Here is a 15,954-nt window from a genome sequence, read left to right as displayed (position 1 = left end):
AGACCACGTGAGCAGAGACCGCGTGAGCGGAGACCGCGTGAGCGGCCCGGTCGACGAGACCGGTGCCCTGGACGTGCCGGCTGACGGGGGTGCGTCGACCGTCGGACGGGAGGCGCGCCTCCCGTCCGGCCCGTCACCCCGCGGCCGACGGGTGGTCGCCCTGGTCGACACCGACTCGTTCGCCAAGTGGGGTGCCCACCTGCTCGCGGCGGCACCGGCCGGCTGGGACCTCGACCTGCGGACCGTCGCGACGCCGCGCTCGGCCAGCGCGAAGCAGCTGCGCTCGGCGTTCCGCGGGCTCGACGCGAGGCTCGCACACCTGCGGACGGCTCCGCCTGCGCCGCAGGACGTCGATGCCGTCGTCGAGGAGCTGCGCGTCGATCCGCCCGACGCTGTCCTCGTGTCCCTGATCGGCCCGGTCGCCGAACTCGTCATCGACGAGGTGCACCGCCGGATCCCGGACCGGCCGGTGCTGGTGTCCGGCCTGCCGGGCATCTCGTTCCCGGCGAAGTGGAAGGGCATCTTCTTCCGCGCGCGTGCGGACCTGTTCGTGCTGCACAGCCACCGCGAGGTGCGGGCGTACGAGGAGATGGCAACCGAGGGTGGTGTCGAGCCGCACTTCGCGCTCGCCACGCTGCCCTTCGCCCGGAGCGCGAGCGCCAGCGCCAGCGCCAGCGCGGGCGCGGGCGCGACCGCCAGCGTCAGCACGGGCGCCCCCGGAGCGACCGGTGCGCCCGTCCGCGACGCCGTCGTCTTCGCCGCTCAGCCGAGCGTCCCACTGGAGCGCGTCGACCGGGCCCTCGTCGTGCAGTGGCTCGTCGCCACCGCACGGCAGCACCCGGAGTGGCGCGTCGTGATCAAGACCCGCGCGGCCGCCGGCGAACACCAGACGCACCGCGAGGAACATCCCTACCCCGACCTCGTCCCGGCCGACGCACCGGCGAACCTCGTGGTCGAGAGCGGGCCGATGGCCGAACACCTCGACCGTGCAGTGGCCCTCGTGACGATCAGCTCGACGGCGGTGCTCGAAGCCGCCGCACGTGGTGTGCCCGCGCTGACCCTGACCGACTTCGGCATCGGCCGCCACCTCATCAACGAGGTGTTCGTGTCGAGCGGCCTCGAGGGCGATTCGGTCGACCTGGTGGACGGCCGGTTCGGGACGGTCCGACCGAGCTGGATGCAGGACAACTACTTCCACCCAGCCTCGGACGACGACTGGCAGCGTCGACTCACGGAGCTCATGGTGCAACGGGACGCCGGGACGCTCGTCGACCGGGAACCCGCACGCCGCAGCCGAGGCGGTGTGCTGCGCCGGGCCTGGGAGCGGAAGAACGCACTCGGCGGCGCGGACCGCTCCGCGCTGGGCTGGCTCGCGCTCGTGATCGGGGCGCCGATCCGGACGACGAAGCGACTGGCTCGGAAGGCCAGGGCGCTGGTCGACCCGCCGGAGCCGGTCGTGGTGGCGGCGCCGACGTCGCAGCGCGCGGCAAGCGCGGGTGCCGGCAGCGCGGCGGGCGCCAGCAGCGCGGCGGGCGGCGGGTCAGAGGGCCTTGGCGATCGCCAGCAGGAGCTGGTCGCGGGTGGGGACCCCGGGTGAACGGAAGACCTCGGCGCCGTCCTCCCGCCGCACGATGATCGTGGGCGTGGAACGGATGCCGAGGTCCTCTGCGTCGTCGGGGTACGACGCCACGTCACGCTCGGTCACGGCGAGCCCGGGCACGAGCGCCGACGCCTCAGCCGACACCCGGCGGGCGGCGGCGCACGGCGCACAGAAGGCGGACGTCCAGAGGTCGAGCTGCATGTGACCGTGCAACGCGGCGGCGCGGGGTTCTACTCCCGGTCGAACTCGCCGCTGCGGTCGCCGCGGTCGGCCAGGTCATCCACCGGGTCGGACTCCCCCGGCTCGTAGGTGAACTCGACCGAAGTCTGGTCGAGGACCTGACGGGACTTGGTGGCGCGGTAGGTGAAGGCCGTCTGCAGGCCCTCGACGTCGGCGAACACCGTGACCTCGTCGTCCAGCGCGTCGCTCGTCGCGGTGCGGGTGTCGGTCGTGCCGTCGAAGGGTCCGCCGTGGAAGATCGCGGTGTACTCGTCGCCTTCGTGGATGGTGATGTCGCTCATGCATCCCTTCTACCAGGCGGCCCCTGATGCGGTCTGTTGCGCGACGCATAGCATCGCTATATAGTTCAGCTATGGAAACAACGCGAGCGCAGACGGTCGAGACGCTCCTCGTCTCCGTCAACCGCCTGATCCGCAGCGCCGTGCAGTCGACGGGCAACACCACGTCGGCCGCGGTCTGGCGCACGCTCGGCATCCTCGAGTCCGACGAGCCGCTCCGGCTCGGTGAACTCGCGGCGGCCTCGCGCGTCGCGCAGCCCACGATGACCCGACTCGTGACCGGCATGCTCGCCGACGGTCTGGTCACACGGAGCGTCGACCCCGACGACTCCCGCGGCCAGCTCATCGAGATCACCGACGCAGGCCGCGCCCGACTCACCGCCTGGCGCGCCACGCTCACCGAAACGGTCGGCCCGTTGTTCGCCGACCTCACCGACGACGACTGGGATGTGCTGCACCACGCGTCCGTCCTGATCGCTCAGCGCACAGCACCCACCAGAACGGAGACCACCGCGTGAACGCCCACGCACCTGCCGGCCAGTCCGGCTCCATCCTCAAGCAGTCTTCAGCGGTCTGGGCGATCGCCTTCGCCTGCGTCGTCGCCTTCATGGGCATCGGCCTCGTCGACCCGATCCTCCCCGCGATCGCCGCATCACTCAAGGCGACCCCGGCGCAGACCGAACTGCTCTTCACGAGCTACCTCGCCGTCACCGGTGTGGCGATGTTCTTCACGAGCTGGGTCTCGAGCCGCATCGGCGCGAAGCGCACCCTGCTCATCGGCCTGGCGCTCATCGTCGTGTTCTCGGTCCTCGCCGCGACGTCGAACAGCGTGTGGAGCATCATCGACTTCCGCGCGGGTTGGGGCCTCGGCAACGCGCTCTTCATCTCCACCGCCCTGGCGACCATCGTCGGTGCAGCGTCGGGTGGGACCGCCTCGGCGATCATCCTGTACGAGGCAGCACTCGGTCTCGGCATCGCCGTCGGCCCGCTCGTCGGCGGCCTGCTCGGGTCGGTGAGCTGGCGCGGCCCGTTCTTCGGTGTCACCACGCTGATGGCCGTCGCGTTCATCGCCATCGTGGCGCTGCTCAAGACCGGCAGCCTCGAGAAGCCCACGCCCACCAGGCTCTCGGCACCGTTCCGTGCCCTCGGCCGTCCCGCGCTCGCCGCACTCGCCGCGACCGCGCTGTTCTACAACATCGGCTTCTTCGTCCTGCTCGCCTACACGCCCTTCCCACTCGGGTTCGGTGCACTCGGCATCGGCTTCACGTTCTTCGGCTGGGGGCTCGGTCTCGCGATCACCTCCGTCTGGGTCGCCCCGATGCTCACCGCCCGTCTCCGCAGGACGACCGTGTTGAAGATCGCGCTGCCCCTGCTGGCACTCGACCTCTTCGCCGCGGCCGTCGTCGTGGACTCGCAGGTCGGCCTCATCATCTGCGTCATCGTCGGTGGTCTGGTCCTCGGCGTCCTGAACACGGTCCTCACCGAGTGCGTGATGGAGGCCACGGACCTGCCCCGCTCGGTCGCCTCGAGCGCCTACTCGGCCGTCCGCTTCATCGGCGGCGCCATCGCCCCGCCCGTCGCGACCCTGCTCGCCGACGCGTACGCCCCCTCAGCCGCGTACGTCTTCGCCGGAGCGTCCGTCGCCGTCGCGTTCGTCGTCATCCTCTGCACCACGAACGTCCTGCGCCGCGTGGACGACGGTGCCGAGCCGGAGCGCGTCGAGGCCGAGGCGATCGGCGCCGGCGAGATGTCCTAGCTCCCCCGCTCGCCGCTTCCGTCTCCGCGTCCGTCTCCGTCTCCGCGTCCGTCTCCGTCTCCGCGTTCGTCTCCGTCTCCGCGTTCGTCTCCGTCTCCGCGTTCGTCTCCGTCTCCGCGAGCGGGCGAAACACCCGGGTGCCTCCCGACGCGGCCCGGGTGTTTCGCCCGCTCGCGCTCTGCGCACTGGGCGCGACCAGTCTGGAGGCGCGGCGCCCGCCCGGCTGACCGCCACCGGGCCTCCAGGCGGTCACCGTCACCACGCGGCGTGCGTCCGCCTCATCCCCCGGCCGGCCCGCTCGCCGAGCGGGCGAAACACCCGCGTCACCCCGCCGCCGGGCCGCGGCATTCCGCCCGCTCGCGCTGGCGCGGGGCGGCCAGAGCGCGGCTCCCCCCGACCGTCTCGCCGAGCGGGCGAAATGCCCGGGTCACCCCGCCCCGCGACCGCGGCATTCCGCCCGCTCGCGTGGTGGGCGCAGTGGACGCGACCAGCCTGGAGGCCCGGCACCCGCCCCGCGGACCGGCACCGGGCCTCCGTGCCGTCACCACCACCGCCCAACGCGCCTCCGGCCCCGCCGCCCGCGAGCGGGCGAAACACCCGTGTGCTTCGCGACGCGACCCGGGCATTTCGCCCGCTCGCGGGTTCGGGGGACGCGACCGCGCACCAGCCGCGGACGCGAGCCCCACACCGGCCGCGCACCACCCGCGCACGGCGCGCGCGCAGGCCGGGAATAGGATCGTGCACATGGCAACCGCGAATGACCGCCTCGTCTGGATCGACTGCGAGATGACCGGCCTCGACCTCGAGGTCGACGAACTCGTCGAGGTGGCCGTGGTCATCACCGACTTCGACCTCGAGCCCGTGCACCCCGGATTCGACATCGTGATCAAGCCGGACCAGTCCGCGCTCGACAACATGAACGAGTTCGTGACGAACATGCACGTCACGTCGGGGCTCATCGAGGAGATCCCGAACGGCGTCAGCCTGGCGGACGCCGAGTACCAGGTGCTCGAGTACATCCTCGAGCACGTGCCCGCCGAGGGCACCGCTCCCCTGGCCGGCAACACGATCGGCACCGACCGGGCGTTCCTGTCCAAGTACATGCCCCGCGTCGACGGTCACCTGCACTACCGCAGCGTCGACGTGTCGAGCATCAAGGAGCTCTGCCGCCGCTGGTTCCCACGCGTGTACTTCAACTCGCCGGAGAAGCACGGCGGGCACCGCGCGCTCGCGGACATCCTCGAGTCGATCCGTGAGCTCGAGTACTACCGTCGCGCCGGCTTCGTCGCCGAGCCCGGGCCGACCACCGACGACGTCCGCGCCGTCCAGGCCGAGGTCGTCGAGAAGTGGGAACCGCGCCTGGCCCAGCCTGCGGCCGAGTGACGACACGGGTGGTCAGCACCGCCCGCAGCATGTACTACTATTGAGTGGTCGCGCCGGTCCGCCGGTGTGTGCATGGTGGATATAGCTCAGTTGGTAGAGCGCCTGGTTGTGGTCTAGGAGGTCGCGGGTTCGAGACCCGTTATTCACCCCAGTCGAGGGAGAGTCCTGTTGCGTGTGACGCAACCGGGGCTCTCCCTCAGTGTTCGTCCGGGCGCCTCCGGTGCCGTGCGGCTTCGCCGCGAGTGGTCAGCGCGGTGTGGGACGATCCCTGCGTGATGGAGATGTCCGCCGACGACTTCGAGCAGCTCGTGACCGACGAACTCGACCTGCTCCCCGACGAGATGGTCGACGGGCTCGACAACGTGGTGTTCGTCGTCGAGGACGAACCAGAGAACGGCGACGAGCTCTTCGGCGTGTACGACGGCATCGCGGCGACCGAGCGCGGGCAGTACGGCTTCGGTGAACTACCCGACCGCATCGTGGTGTTCCGCAAGCAGCACTTGGCCGAGTGCGACACCGTCGAGGAGCTGAAGGACGAGGTGCACACCACCCTCGTCCACGAGATCGGGCACTTCTACGGCATCGACGACGAGCGGCTGCACGAGCTCGGCTGGGCGTGACGCGCTCCGGGAACCGTTTCTCACCAGAATCCAACATGTTTAGTGACGGCAGCGAAAATACGCCATGCTCGCAGGACCATGCCAACGAGAACTTCGCCGCGGTCGCTCGCAGCCGCCTTCGATCCCCGCCGGAACGCCCTGAACGCAATCCGTCTCGTCCTGGCGTCGGCGGTGATCCTCGCCCACGCTTGGCCGATGGGCGGTTGGAGCGGGGAACCGTCGGCCGGCGGTCTCTCGATCGGCGACTGGGCGGTGGGAGCGTTCTTCGCCATCTCGGGATTCCTGATCACGCGCAGCCGGATGCGGACCGCGTTGACGGACTTCGTCCTCCGCAGGTTCCTCCGCATCTACCCCGCCTACATCACCGTGACGCTCGTCATCGCGTTCGGCTTCGCCCCGGTCGCGGTGCTCGCGTTCGGCGAGGCGTCGTGGAGTGTCTGGGCGAGCGTCTCGTTCGTGCTCCGCAACCTCTTCCTCAAGATCATGCAGGACGACATCCCCGGGACGATCGAGGACGTCCCCTTGCCCGGGGTGTGGAACGGATCCTTCTGGACGCTCGGGTACGAGTTCGCGTGCTACCTCGTCATCGGTGTCCTCGTGGCGGTGCTGCGGCGGCGATCGCTCCTCATCGGCGGAGTGCTCCTGGGGATGGCCCTGTCAGGCGGCGCCGCGCTCGCGCTCGCGGCTGACGTGATCTCGGTTCCGACAGCGCTGGGCGTCGCCTTCCGACCGACGGCGTTCTTCTTCGGTGGCGCGTTCGTGTTCCTCGTCGCGGATCGACTCCCGGCACGAGCGTGGTTCGCCGGCGCGATGGCACTGGTGCTCGTGGCGGGTGCCGGGACCGGGTTCACGGTCCTGGTGGCGCCCGTTCCGCTCGCCGTCCTCTGCGTGCTCGCCGGGGCGTGGCTGCGTGGCGACCGGCTCACCGCGCGGCACGACGTCTCGTACGGCGTGTACCTGTACGGCTGGCCCGTGGGTCAGATGATCGCTCACGTCCTGGTGAGACCGACCGCGGAGCCCTGGGTGATCGCCGGCGTCACGATCCTCGGGTCGATCCCGTTCGCGATCGCGAGCTGGTTGCTCGTCGAACGGCCGGCCATGCGGCTCGCGGCGCCATTGCGACGTCGCTCCGACGTGGCACCGGCGGGCCTCCCCGCGTCCAGCTCGACGCGTGACTGCCAGCGGTTCGATGCGCGTCCGCTGCCCTCGCAGCGCGAGACAGAACAGCTCCGCGAGACGGAGCAACCTCGCAGGGCGGAGCTCCTCCGCGGGACGGACCGACCGCGCGGCGCACGACACCGACGACCCGACGCGCCTGCGGGGCCTGCGGCGTCTGGGGGGCCTGGGGCGCCCGGGACCCACACGATGTCGGGCAAGCGCGGAGCCGGCGACGCGGCGCGTCCAAGCCGACCGGCGGGACCACCGAGCGGCACGCGCGACTGACACACGAGCTCCGGTATCGGACGCTGCACAGTGCCCGTCAGAACCGCGTCGGTCCCACCTCGTGGTACTTCTCCCACGCCTCCACCGGCCCCCGCCCGTGCAGCGCGTACTCCCCCACGAGCCGCTCCTTGTAGACGGCCGGGTTGTGCGACGCCACCACGCGGGCGTTCCGCCAGTGCCGGTCGAGCGCCCGGGTGCGGTCGGCCGCCGAGGCTCCCCCGACCTCGAACAGTTCGGACGCCGACCGAAGTACGCGCGGCCCGATCTCGACCTGCGCCTGGTACACGGCGTTCTCGGCGGCATCGAGCAGTGCGTGGTCGACCCCGACGCCCGGCTCGTTCGTCGCCACCACCGCGTCGAGCAGCCCCGCGGCAGCGACGACGAGCGACCGTGCGGTGAACGCCCCGGCGGACAACCGCCCGAGGACCGCCAGGACCTGCGGGTCCTCCCCCGGAGTGGCGGCGTTCGCGTGGATGTACGTCCGGGTCCGCGGCCGCACGAAGGCGACCGCATCGTCGGACACCGCCTGTCCGATGCCGGTCAGGACGGCCAGCAGGTACAGCTGGAAGAAGGCCTGGATGTGCGACAGCGGTGCGTCCTTGTACGCCGACACCACGGCGGGGTCGACCGGCACACCCTCGAAGACCGTGGTGCCGGAGGCGGTCAGCCGCTGCCCGAACCCGTCCCAGTCGTCGACGCTCGTCACGCCCGGCGCGTCCACCGGCACGGCGAACGTCACGCGGTCCCCCGAGCGGTCCGCCGCCAGGTAGATCCAGTCGGCGTAGAGCGTGCCGGTCGAGTAGAACTTCCGCCCGTCGAGACGGAGGGAATCGCCAGCCGGCGTCACCGTCGTCGAGATGTCGGCCAGGGTCGTGCCGGTCCGCTCCGAGGTCGCGTTCCCCACGATCGCCCCGTCGACGATGCGTTGGAGCCACTCGTCCCGTCCGGCCGACGATGGCCGGAGCAGCACGAGTTCGGTGTACCCGAAGTGACCGCGCCACAGATGCGCGACGTTCGAGTCCGCGGCCGCCAGGTCCGCCACCAGGTGCACGAGTTCGACCAGGCTCACGCCGAACCCGCCGCGGTCCTCCGGCACGCGCAGCCGCCCGAACCCGGCGTCGGCGAGTGCACGGACCTCGGCGTGCGGCAACGGCCGGTCGCCGGGGGTGCCGGAGGCGAGCTCGCGCTCGACCGCGCCCTCGCGGATGGTCGCGAACACGGGTGCGAAGCGTTCGCGCAGGGTCGCCAGACGATCGGCCGGGAGGCCCGTCACCCGTCCGTCGCTCGTCGTCGCGTCCGTCATGCAGTCACCTCCACGGCACGTGCCGCGTCCGCCACACCGCTCGCGCCGCCGGAGAACGCGCCGCGCCACTGCCGGGCGGGGTGCGAGTCCGGCAGCTGCGCGTGCCCGAAGAGCTTCTCGCGCAGGGTTCCCTCGCGGTACTCGGACTGCATCAGCCCACGCTCCTGCAGGGTGGGCGCGATGTGGTCGACGAACTCCTCGTACGAGCCAGGCAGCGTCCAGTTGATGACGTTCACCCCGTCGACGCCGACGCGTTGCCAGTCGGCGAGTTCGTCGGCGATCTGCTCCGGGGTGCCGACGACCCGCGCACGGAGCTTGGCGGACAGGCGTGCGAGGTCGGCGATCGTGGGTTCGCGGTCGCCGGCGGCTTCGCGGAGCCACTGCAGGTGCGACTGCCCGGCGTGGGTGCGGACCTCGGACAGCGGGGTGTCCGGGTCGAGGGCCTCGCCGGTGTCCGGGTCGAAGCCGAGGTTCGAGTGCACCAGGAAGCCGTCGGCCGCCAGGTACTCGTCGATCTCCGCTTCCTTGGCCTTCGCCTCGGCCTCGGTGGACCCGGTGACGAAGGTCAGCCCGAGGAAGAACGCGATGTCCTCCCGTCGACGCCCGGCTGCCCGGGCGAGGTCGCGGGTCTCGCGGATGAGCTGCTCGGTGGCGTCGCGGTTCGAGGTCAGGATGAACTGGGCCTCGGCGTTCCGTGCGGCGAAGGCCCGACCGGCGGGCGAGGAGCCGGCTTGGAACAGCACCGGCGTCCGCTGCGGGCTCGGCGCGCTCAGGTGCGGCCCCTGCACGTCGTAGCGCTTCCCGTGGTGGTCGATGCGGTGCACCTTGTCGGGGTCGGCGTAGCCACGCACCGGGTCCTTCAGCACGGCGCCGTCCTCCCACGAGCCCTCCCAGAGCTTCGCGCAGACCTCGAGGTACTCCTCGGCCCAGACGTACCGCTCGTCGTGTTCCTCGAGCCGGTCGGCGCCGAAGTTCCGGGCGGCGCTGTCGAGGGCGCTCGTGACGACGTTCCAGCCGATCCGGCCCCGGGTGATGTGGTCGAGGGTGGAGACCTTGCGGGCGAAGTCGAACGGGTGCGACTGGATGACGCTCGACGTGAACGCCAGGCCGAGGTGCTCGGTCGACACGGCGAGCGCGGAGAGCAGCACCGATGGATCGTTCGAGGGGATCTGCAGCCCCTCGCGCAGGTTGGTCGAGTAGTCGCCGCGCCCCGGCCCGTAGGTCCCGACGACGTCGGCGAAGAACATCGCGTCGAACCGGCCGCGCTCGAGGGTCTTCGCCAGGTCGGTCCAGAGCGTGACGTCGTCGAAGTCCGCCTGACGGGCGTCGGGGTGCCGCCAGAGGCCGTGCTGGATGTGCGACGTCGTGTTCATGACGAAGGCCGCGAAGCGCAGCGGTCGGTTCGGTGCATCGCTCATGCATCCCATCGTGGTCGGCGGGCACCGCCTGACGACAGCGACGTGACCCTCCGTTACGCGCGGTGTTCCCCCCGGCTCTGGAGGCGACCATGCTCCTGAGGCATGCCGACCCCGAGCACCGTCACCGCGCCTCCCGGCCGTTCCGCCGCACCGTCGACCACCGCGACCCGCCGTCGCGTCGCTCTCGCCTCGTTCGTCGGCACGACCGTCGAGTACTACGACTTCTACCTGTACGCGACGGCGTCCGCCCTGGTGTTCGCGCCCACCTTCTTCCCGTCGGTGACGCCGGCGGTCGGGGTGATCGCGTCGTTCGCCACCTACGGGGTCGGCTTCGTCGCCCGGCCGCTCGGCGGGGTGATCGCCGGACACCTGGGCGACCGCATCGGACGCAAGAAGCTGCTCGTCGCGTCCCTGGTGCTGATGGGCATCGCGTCGACCCTGATCGGGGTCGTACCGTCGGCGGCGACCATCGGGGTCGGTGCCGTCGTCGCGCTGGTGTTCTTGCGGTTGCTGCAGGGCGTCGCGGCCGGCGCGGAGTGGGGCGGGTCCGCGCTGCTGTCCGTCGAGCACGCACCCGAACGGCACCGCGGGCTGTTCGGGGCGTTCACGCAGATGGGGTCGGCGGGTGGGATGCTGCTCGCGACCGGCGTGTTCACCCTGGTGCGGTCCCTGCTCGGCAACGAGGTGTTCCTGGCCTGGGGCTGGCGGCTGCCGTTCCTGTTCTCCGCCGTGATCGTGGCGGTCGGCCTGGTCATCCGGCTCGGCGTGCAGGACGCGCCGGTGTTCCAGGAGCTGCGGGCCTCCGGCGGGGTCGAACGGTTCCCGGTCTGGCAGGCGATCCGGCACCACCCGCGCGCGATCCTGGTGACCGCCGGACTGCGCCTGGTGCAGCCCGCGCTGTACTCGATCCTGACGACGTACTCGCTGACCTACCTCGCGGCCGTACGGGGACCGTCGGGCTCGGACGCCGGGTTGCAGGCAGTGCTCGTCATCTCGTCGGTGTCGCTCGTGTCGACGCCGTTCTGGGGCTGGCTGTCCGACCGGGTGGGGCGCCGAGTGCTCACGATCTGGTCGGCCGTGGGGATCGCCGTGCTCATCTGGCCGTTCTTCGCGTTCCTCGACGCCGGGCCGCTCGTGCTGCTGCCGCTCGTGGCGCTGATCGGGATGTGCGTCTTCCACGACAGCATCTACGGGCCGCAGGCAGCCTGGTTCGCGGAGCAGTTCCCGACCGGACGGCGGTACTCGGGGATGTCGCTCGGGTACCAGATCGGGTCGATCTTCTCGGTGGGGCTGACGCCGCTGCTCGCCGCGGTGTTCGTGGAGCTCGGTGGGGGCTCGCCGTGGATCCTGTGCGGGTACCTCGGGGTGTACGCGGTGCTGACCGTCGTGGCGGCGGTGTTCGCGGTGGATCCGGTCGCGCGGGCGCGCGGCGCTGCGCGGGCGGGCGCTGCGCGGGGCCGAGTCTCGCGGTGAGCGACAGTTCTCTCGCTCGTGAGCCCGTGAACTGTCGCTCAGCCCGAGACTCGGGGCGGCCAGCCCGAGACTCGGGGCGGCCTGATGGTCGCGGCGACCGACCCGCTACGTCCGCAGCACCACGTCGGCCAGGGACGCCGGGTCCTCGGCGGCGATGAAGTCCTGCTCCTGCGCCGCCCACCGTTCCCACTCGCGCGCGAAGGTGTCGCCGTCGCGGCCGATCGCCCGGTCCCAGCGGACCGCATCGTCTGCCTCGAGCCACACCGCCAGCGAAGCCAGCGGCACCGATGCCCGGGACACCGCCCCGCAGCCCTCGATCACGATCGGCAGGTCGGGGTCGACCGCGGTCCACTCAGCCGGGCCGTCGGCCACCCAGTCCCACCGGCGGTACCCGCTGGGAGGCCCGAGCACGTCGCGCACCACGGCGTCGGCCGCCGCACGGAGTCCGTCCCACCCCGGGTAGACGTCGTCGAGGTGCACGACCTGCGCCCCCAGCGCCTGCGCGAGCTGGTCGCCGAGGGTCGTCTTGCCGGTGCCGGAACGGCCGTCGACGAGGACCACGAGGCGCCCGCCCGATGCCGCCGCAGCACCGGCCGCGGCCGCAGCGACGCCTGCGGCGAGGCCCTCGCCGTCCGCCGGGCCAGCCGGGTCCGCCGGGCCAGCCGGGTCCGCCGAGTGCACCGGGTCCGCCGGGTCCGCCGGGTCCGCCGGGTGCACCGGGTCCGCCGGGTGCACCGGGTCCGCCGGATCCGCCGGGTCCGCCGACTCACGCACGCCAGGTCCCCGCTGCCACGGCGACCGCGATCGACGCGACACCGATCCCGACGAGCACAGCGACCATCGCCCACTCCGGCCACGCGAACCGTGCGGCCCTTGCCCACGTGCGTCGCCCGGGAGCCCCGAACCCGCGCGACTCCATCGCCACCGCCAACGTCGTCGCCCGTCGCAGCGCCAGGACCAGCAGCGCGAACGCCATCGACGCCCCGCGCCGCAGCCGCCCGGTGTCGGCAAGACCTCGCGCACGCCGCGCCATCGCGAGCTGCCGCCAGTCGTCCACCAGCAACGTCATCATCCGGATGGCCGCGAGGGCCCCGAGCACGAACCGTGCCGGCAGCCGCAGCACCTGTGCGAGCCCGTCGGCCAGGTCGGTGGGGTCGACGCGGATGAACAACGCGACCGCGGGCAGCCCCACCGCGAGCACGCGGAGCGCCGTCGCCAGGGCGAGCGTCAGCGACCCGTCGGTGACGTGGGCGAAGCCGAAGTCGAACCACTCCCGTCCGGAGGGTCGTCCGTACAGCGCGATGCTCACCGCCGTGAGCGGCACGGCCACCAGGACCGGTGACACCCGCAGCAGCAGTGTCCGCACCGGCAGCCGCAGGAGTGGCAGGAGCGCGAGCTCGACCGCGAGGGCGACGGCTGCGGACACGACGTCCAGGCTCAGCACGAGGCACACGCCGAGCGCGAGGACGCCGACGAGCGAGGCCACCGGTTGGACGGCTCGGACGCCGCGGTGGTGATCGGTCGGGTCGGTGGCGGTCGTCGCGTCGGTTCGGCCTGGAGGCGCGGCTCGGCCCGTCGACGTCGGCCTCGGCTCCGGGGCGGTCGCCGTCGCACCCCCCTGGTCGCGCTCCACGCGCCGGGCGCCGTCCGACCCGAGTACGACCTCGTCGGCGTCGAGCGCCCGGATCAGGTCGCGGTCGTGCGTGACGGCGACGACGGTGGTGCCGGCGTCGGCGAGTGCCCCGAGGTGCCGGACGACAGCGTCCCACGTGGACCGGTCCTGCCCGGAGGTCGGTTCGTCGAGCACGACGACCGGCGGCCGCGCGGCGACGACCGCGGCGATGGCGAGCCGTCGCTGCTCGCCGCCGGACAGCGTGAACGGGTTGGCCTCGGCGAGGTGGGCGAGGCCGAACTCGCCGAGGAGTGCGTCCGCCCGGCCGGCGACGTCCGGAGCGCCGGTCGCGCGGGGGCCGGCCTCGACCTCCTCGCGGACCGAGCCGGCGACGAACTGGTGCTCGGGGTCCTGGAAGACGGTGCCGATGCGGGCGGCGAGTTCGCGACTCGACCACGTGTGCGGCGCCGGGTCGAGGCCGGCGGCGAGGTCCGTCGTGGCGGCGAGCTCCCCCGCGGCCGGAGGCAGGAGCCCCGCGAGCGTGAGGCCGAGCGTCGACTTGCCGATCCCGTTCGGCCCCGTGATCGCCAAGACCTGTCCGGCTCGGAGCCCGAGGTCGATGCCGCTGCCCACCCGCTGCCGCTTGCCCCGGCCGGTCCCGAGGTCCCGCGCCTCGAGCAGCATGCCCGCCCCCGCGCGGGCCCCCGCGCCGATGCCCGAGCCCGCCGATTCGCCGAGCGGGCGGAATGCCGCGGTCCCCTCGGCGGCCGACCCGGGTATTCCGCCCGTTCGCGCAGCCGGACGGAGCCGTCCGCGGGCGGCGCCCCGCTCGGGTTCGGCGCCGGGCACCCACACCCCCGCCGCAGTGAGCGCGGCGCCGTGGCGTGCGAGCACCTCGGCAGGCGCGCCGTCCGCGACGACCCCGCCGCCGGGCTCGAGCAGCACGAGCCGGTCGACCAGGTCGAGCCAGGTGCCGATCCGGTGCTCCACCACGAGCAGGGTCGCCCCCGTCTCGTCGAGCAGCGCAGCGACGGCGTCGTGCACCTGGGCCACGCCGGCCGGGTCGAGGTTCGCGCACGGTTCGTCGAGCACGAGGGCTCCGGGACGCATCGCGAGCACCCCGGCGAGCGCCAGTCGTTGCCGCTGGCCGCCGGAGAGCATCGCGGTCGAGCGGTCGAGGGGCAGCTCGAGTCCGACGACCGTGAGCGCCGACCGCACCCGTGCCCAGGTCTCGTCGCGCGGGACGCCGAGGTTCTCGCACCCGAAGGCCACGTCGTCGCCGATCCGCGACATCACGGTGTGCGCCTCAGGGTCCTGCATGACGAGGCCGACACGCCCGCGGACCGCGCGGGGGTCGGAACCGTCGACCAGGACCGAGCCCTGCACGGAAGCTGCGGTGTCGTCGGTGGGGTCGGGTTCGTCGGGCAGCACGGCGGCCACCGCCCGCAGCAGTGTCGACTTGCCGGAGCCGGACGGCCCGACGATCGCGACCCGCTCCCCCGGCTCGACGGTCAGGTCGACGCCCCGGACAGCCCACTCGGCACGCTCTGGGTAGCGCCATCCCCAGTCACGGAAAGCGATGCGCGCGGCGCGCACGCCGACGACGTCCGGGGACGTCGACGACGGAGCCGACACCGTCACACCAGTTCGCGCGGCCGACGCCGGCTGTGTTCCCGGCCGGCCGCGAACGAGGACAGCACGCCGGTGCGTGCGAGCGCGCGGACGACCAGCCACGAGCCGGCGCCCGCGATGACAGCACCCGACACGATCGCGCACACGACGTAGACGACCTTGAACGCGGCGTCGAGACCCGGGTACCACAGCACGGTGTCGTTGATTCCGAGCGCGAGGCCGGCTGCGGCGCCCGCCAGGACGACGACCGGCAGCCGGTACACGCGGTAGAGGAAGAGTGCGAGGACGATCTCGGCGCCGAGCCCCTGGACGAGTCCGGCCTCGAGCGTCAGCCACCCCCACTGCGTGCCGAACAGTGCCTCGACGGACGCGGCGACCATCTCGCCGTAGAGCGCAGCGCCGGGCTTGCGGACGACGATCGCGACGAGCGGTCCGGCGAGCAACCACACTCCGCCGAACAGGGCCTTCGTTCCCGGGAGGACGAGGTCCATGACGGCGCTGATGGGTTCGTATCCGAACTCCCACAGCCGGAAGACGACGCCGAGCGCAACCGCGAGCACGCTCGCGACGACGATGTCGACGACCCGCCAGCGCAGCGATCGCCGCGGGGCGGTGTGGACGGTTGATGACGTGCCAGAAGACATGGTGCTGGACTCCTCCCTGCGCCGGCATGATCCGGATCAGGTTCGACGGTCGGAGCGCCACTCGCTCCCTCTCAGCCCGGCGGTCCCGGACTCCCGTGTGTGTCCCAGCAGTCTAGACGTGGTCGCGACCACGTGACGGGTCGCGACCACACATCGGACGGGAGGCCCGTGGCGGGTCCGCCACGGGCCTCCCGTCCGGTGTGTCGCTACTTCTTCAGGACGCGCACCAGTTTCCGGAGCACGGTGCCGGTCACCCAGACGAGCGGGATGCTGACGGCAACGAGCGAGATGAGGTTCGGCTCGAACTCGAGGTCCTTGCCGGGGCGACGGATGTAGGCGCCGACCGGGATCGAAGCGCCGCCGCCACCGCCGCCGCCATTCTCGTCGTCCCCGCCGCCCCCGAAGCCGAACCAGCCGAGGGACACCGGGATGAGGGTCTGGTCTCCGACCTCGACGGGGTCTCCGTAGTTCGTGGAGACGCCGATCGGGCGTACCTTGTCTGCGATCTGCGTGACGATGTTGGCCATGCGCGCGACGCTACTCGTCCGTTCC

15 protein-coding genes, 1 tRNA gene and 1 riboswitch are annotated in these 15,954 nt (G+C 72.2%); of the genes, 8 read left to right on the top strand and 8 right to left on the bottom strand.

The window, feature by feature from the left end:
• The first annotated feature begins 22 nt into the window (after positions 1-22).
• Positions 23-1,597, top strand: coding sequence for a DUF6716 putative glycosyltransferase (locus tag OGL88_RS13965; protein WP_263091785.1), 1,575 nt, complete (start codon positions 23-25; stop codon positions 1,595-1,597).
• On the opposite strand, the gene OGL88_RS13960 is transcribed toward OGL88_RS13965, so the two are convergent.
• Both OGL88_RS13960 and OGL88_RS13955 read right to left on the bottom strand, forming a co-directional pair.
• Complete coding sequence (locus OGL88_RS13960) at positions 1,541-1,801, bottom strand: thioredoxin family protein (RefSeq protein ID WP_123313641.1); 261 nt, start codon at positions 1,799-1,801, stop codon at positions 1,541-1,543. The genes OGL88_RS13965 and OGL88_RS13960 overlap by 57 nt on opposite strands.
• A 29-nt stretch (positions 1,802-1,830) precedes the next feature.
• Positions 1,831-2,121: an oligoribonuclease gene (locus tag OGL88_RS13955; protein WP_111086801.1), complete on the bottom strand. Its 291-nt coding sequence runs from the start codon at positions 2,119-2,121 to the stop codon at positions 1,831-1,833.
• A gap of 71 nt (positions 2,122-2,192) precedes the next feature.
• On the opposite strand from OGL88_RS13955, the gene OGL88_RS13950 reads away from it, so the two are divergent.
• The 6 genes from OGL88_RS13950 to OGL88_RS13925 all read left to right on the top strand — a co-directional run bounded on the left by OGL88_RS13950 (position 2,193) and on the right by OGL88_RS13925 (position 7,320).
• A complete protein-coding gene (locus tag OGL88_RS13950) occupies positions 2,193-2,636 on the top strand; it encodes a MarR family winged helix-turn-helix transcriptional regulator (RefSeq protein WP_263091784.1) in 444 nt (147 codons plus the stop codon).
• A complete protein-coding gene (locus tag OGL88_RS13945) occupies positions 2,633-3,874 on the top strand; it encodes an MFS transporter (protein WP_263091783.1) in 1,242 nt (413 codons plus the stop codon). The genes OGL88_RS13950 and OGL88_RS13945 overlap by 4 nt, the downstream gene beginning before the upstream one ends.
• A 744-nt stretch (positions 3,875-4,618) precedes the next feature.
• Positions 4,619-5,257, top strand: coding sequence for an oligoribonuclease (gene orn, locus OGL88_RS13940; RefSeq protein ID WP_205464185.1), 639 nt, complete (start codon positions 4,619-4,621; stop codon positions 5,255-5,257).
• A gap of 75 nt (positions 5,258-5,332) precedes the next feature.
• Positions 5,333-5,408, top strand: a tRNA-His gene (locus tag OGL88_RS13935).
• 124 nt (positions 5,409-5,532) lie between these two features.
• Positions 5,533-5,877 (top strand): metallopeptidase family protein, encoded by a 345-nt coding sequence (locus OGL88_RS13930; protein ID WP_240347704.1) that lies wholly within the window; start codon positions 5,533-5,535, stop codon positions 5,875-5,877.
• Positions 5,878-5,955: 78 nt separating this feature from the next.
• Positions 5,956-7,320, top strand: coding sequence for an acyltransferase family protein (locus tag OGL88_RS13925; protein ID WP_263091782.1), 1,365 nt, complete (start codon positions 5,956-5,958; stop codon positions 7,318-7,320).
• Positions 7,321-7,357: 37 nt separating this feature from the next.
• On the opposite strand, the gene OGL88_RS13920 is transcribed toward OGL88_RS13925, so the two are convergent.
• Both OGL88_RS13920 and OGL88_RS13915 read right to left on the bottom strand, forming a co-directional pair.
• Positions 7,358-8,623: an acyl-CoA dehydrogenase family protein gene (locus OGL88_RS13920; RefSeq protein ID WP_263091781.1), complete on the bottom strand. Its 1,266-nt coding sequence runs from the start codon at positions 8,621-8,623 to the stop codon at positions 7,358-7,360.
• Positions 8,620-10,041: an LLM class flavin-dependent oxidoreductase gene (locus tag OGL88_RS13915; RefSeq protein WP_263091780.1), complete on the bottom strand. Its 1,422-nt coding sequence runs from the start codon at positions 10,039-10,041 to the stop codon at positions 8,620-8,622. The genes OGL88_RS13920 and OGL88_RS13915 overlap by 4 nt, the downstream gene beginning before the upstream one ends.
• Positions 10,042-10,143: 102 nt before the next feature.
• On the opposite strand from OGL88_RS13915, the gene OGL88_RS13910 reads away from it, so the two are divergent.
• Positions 10,144-11,514 carry an MFS transporter gene (locus tag OGL88_RS13910; protein WP_263091779.1) on the top strand — a complete coding sequence of 457 codons (1,371 nt, stop codon included), beginning with the start codon at positions 10,144-10,146 and terminating at the stop codon, positions 11,512-11,514.
• Positions 11,515-11,619: 105 nt separating this feature from the next.
• Here OGL88_RS13910 and OGL88_RS13905 read toward each other — a convergent pair whose 3' ends face one another.
• From OGL88_RS13905 to OGL88_RS13890, 4 genes are all read right to left on the bottom strand, one after another.
• The gene (locus OGL88_RS13905; protein WP_263091778.1) at positions 11,620-12,288 is read right to left on the bottom strand and encodes an ATP-binding protein; all 669 of its coding nucleotides are present in this window, start codon (positions 12,286-12,288) and stop codon (positions 11,620-11,622) included.
• A complete protein-coding gene (locus OGL88_RS13900; RefSeq protein ID WP_263091777.1) occupies positions 12,281-14,722 on the bottom strand; it encodes an ATP-binding cassette domain-containing protein in 2,442 nt (813 codons plus the stop codon). Before OGL88_RS13900 ends, OGL88_RS13905 begins: the two co-directional genes overlap by 8 nt.
• Before the next feature lie 41 nt (positions 14,723-14,763).
• Positions 14,764-15,402, bottom strand: a complete 639-nt coding sequence (locus tag OGL88_RS13895; RefSeq protein ID WP_123294023.1) for an ECF transporter S component — start codon at positions 15,400-15,402, stop codon at positions 14,764-14,766.
• Positions 15,398-15,509, bottom strand: a riboswitch (TPP riboswitch). (Overlaps the previous gene by 5 nt.)
• 99 nt (positions 15,510-15,608) lie before the next feature.
• Positions 15,609-15,929, bottom strand: coding sequence for a hypothetical protein (locus OGL88_RS13890; RefSeq protein WP_111086838.1), 321 nt, complete (start codon positions 15,927-15,929; stop codon positions 15,609-15,611).
• Positions 15,930-15,954: the final 25 nt, after the last annotated feature.

Origin of the sequence: Curtobacterium sp. RIT-PI-V (assembly GCF_025642935.1) — a bacterium.
GTDB lineage: Bacteria > Actinomycetota > Actinomycetes > Actinomycetales > Microbacteriaceae > Curtobacterium.
This window is presented reverse-complemented; position numbering and strand designations above follow the sequence as displayed.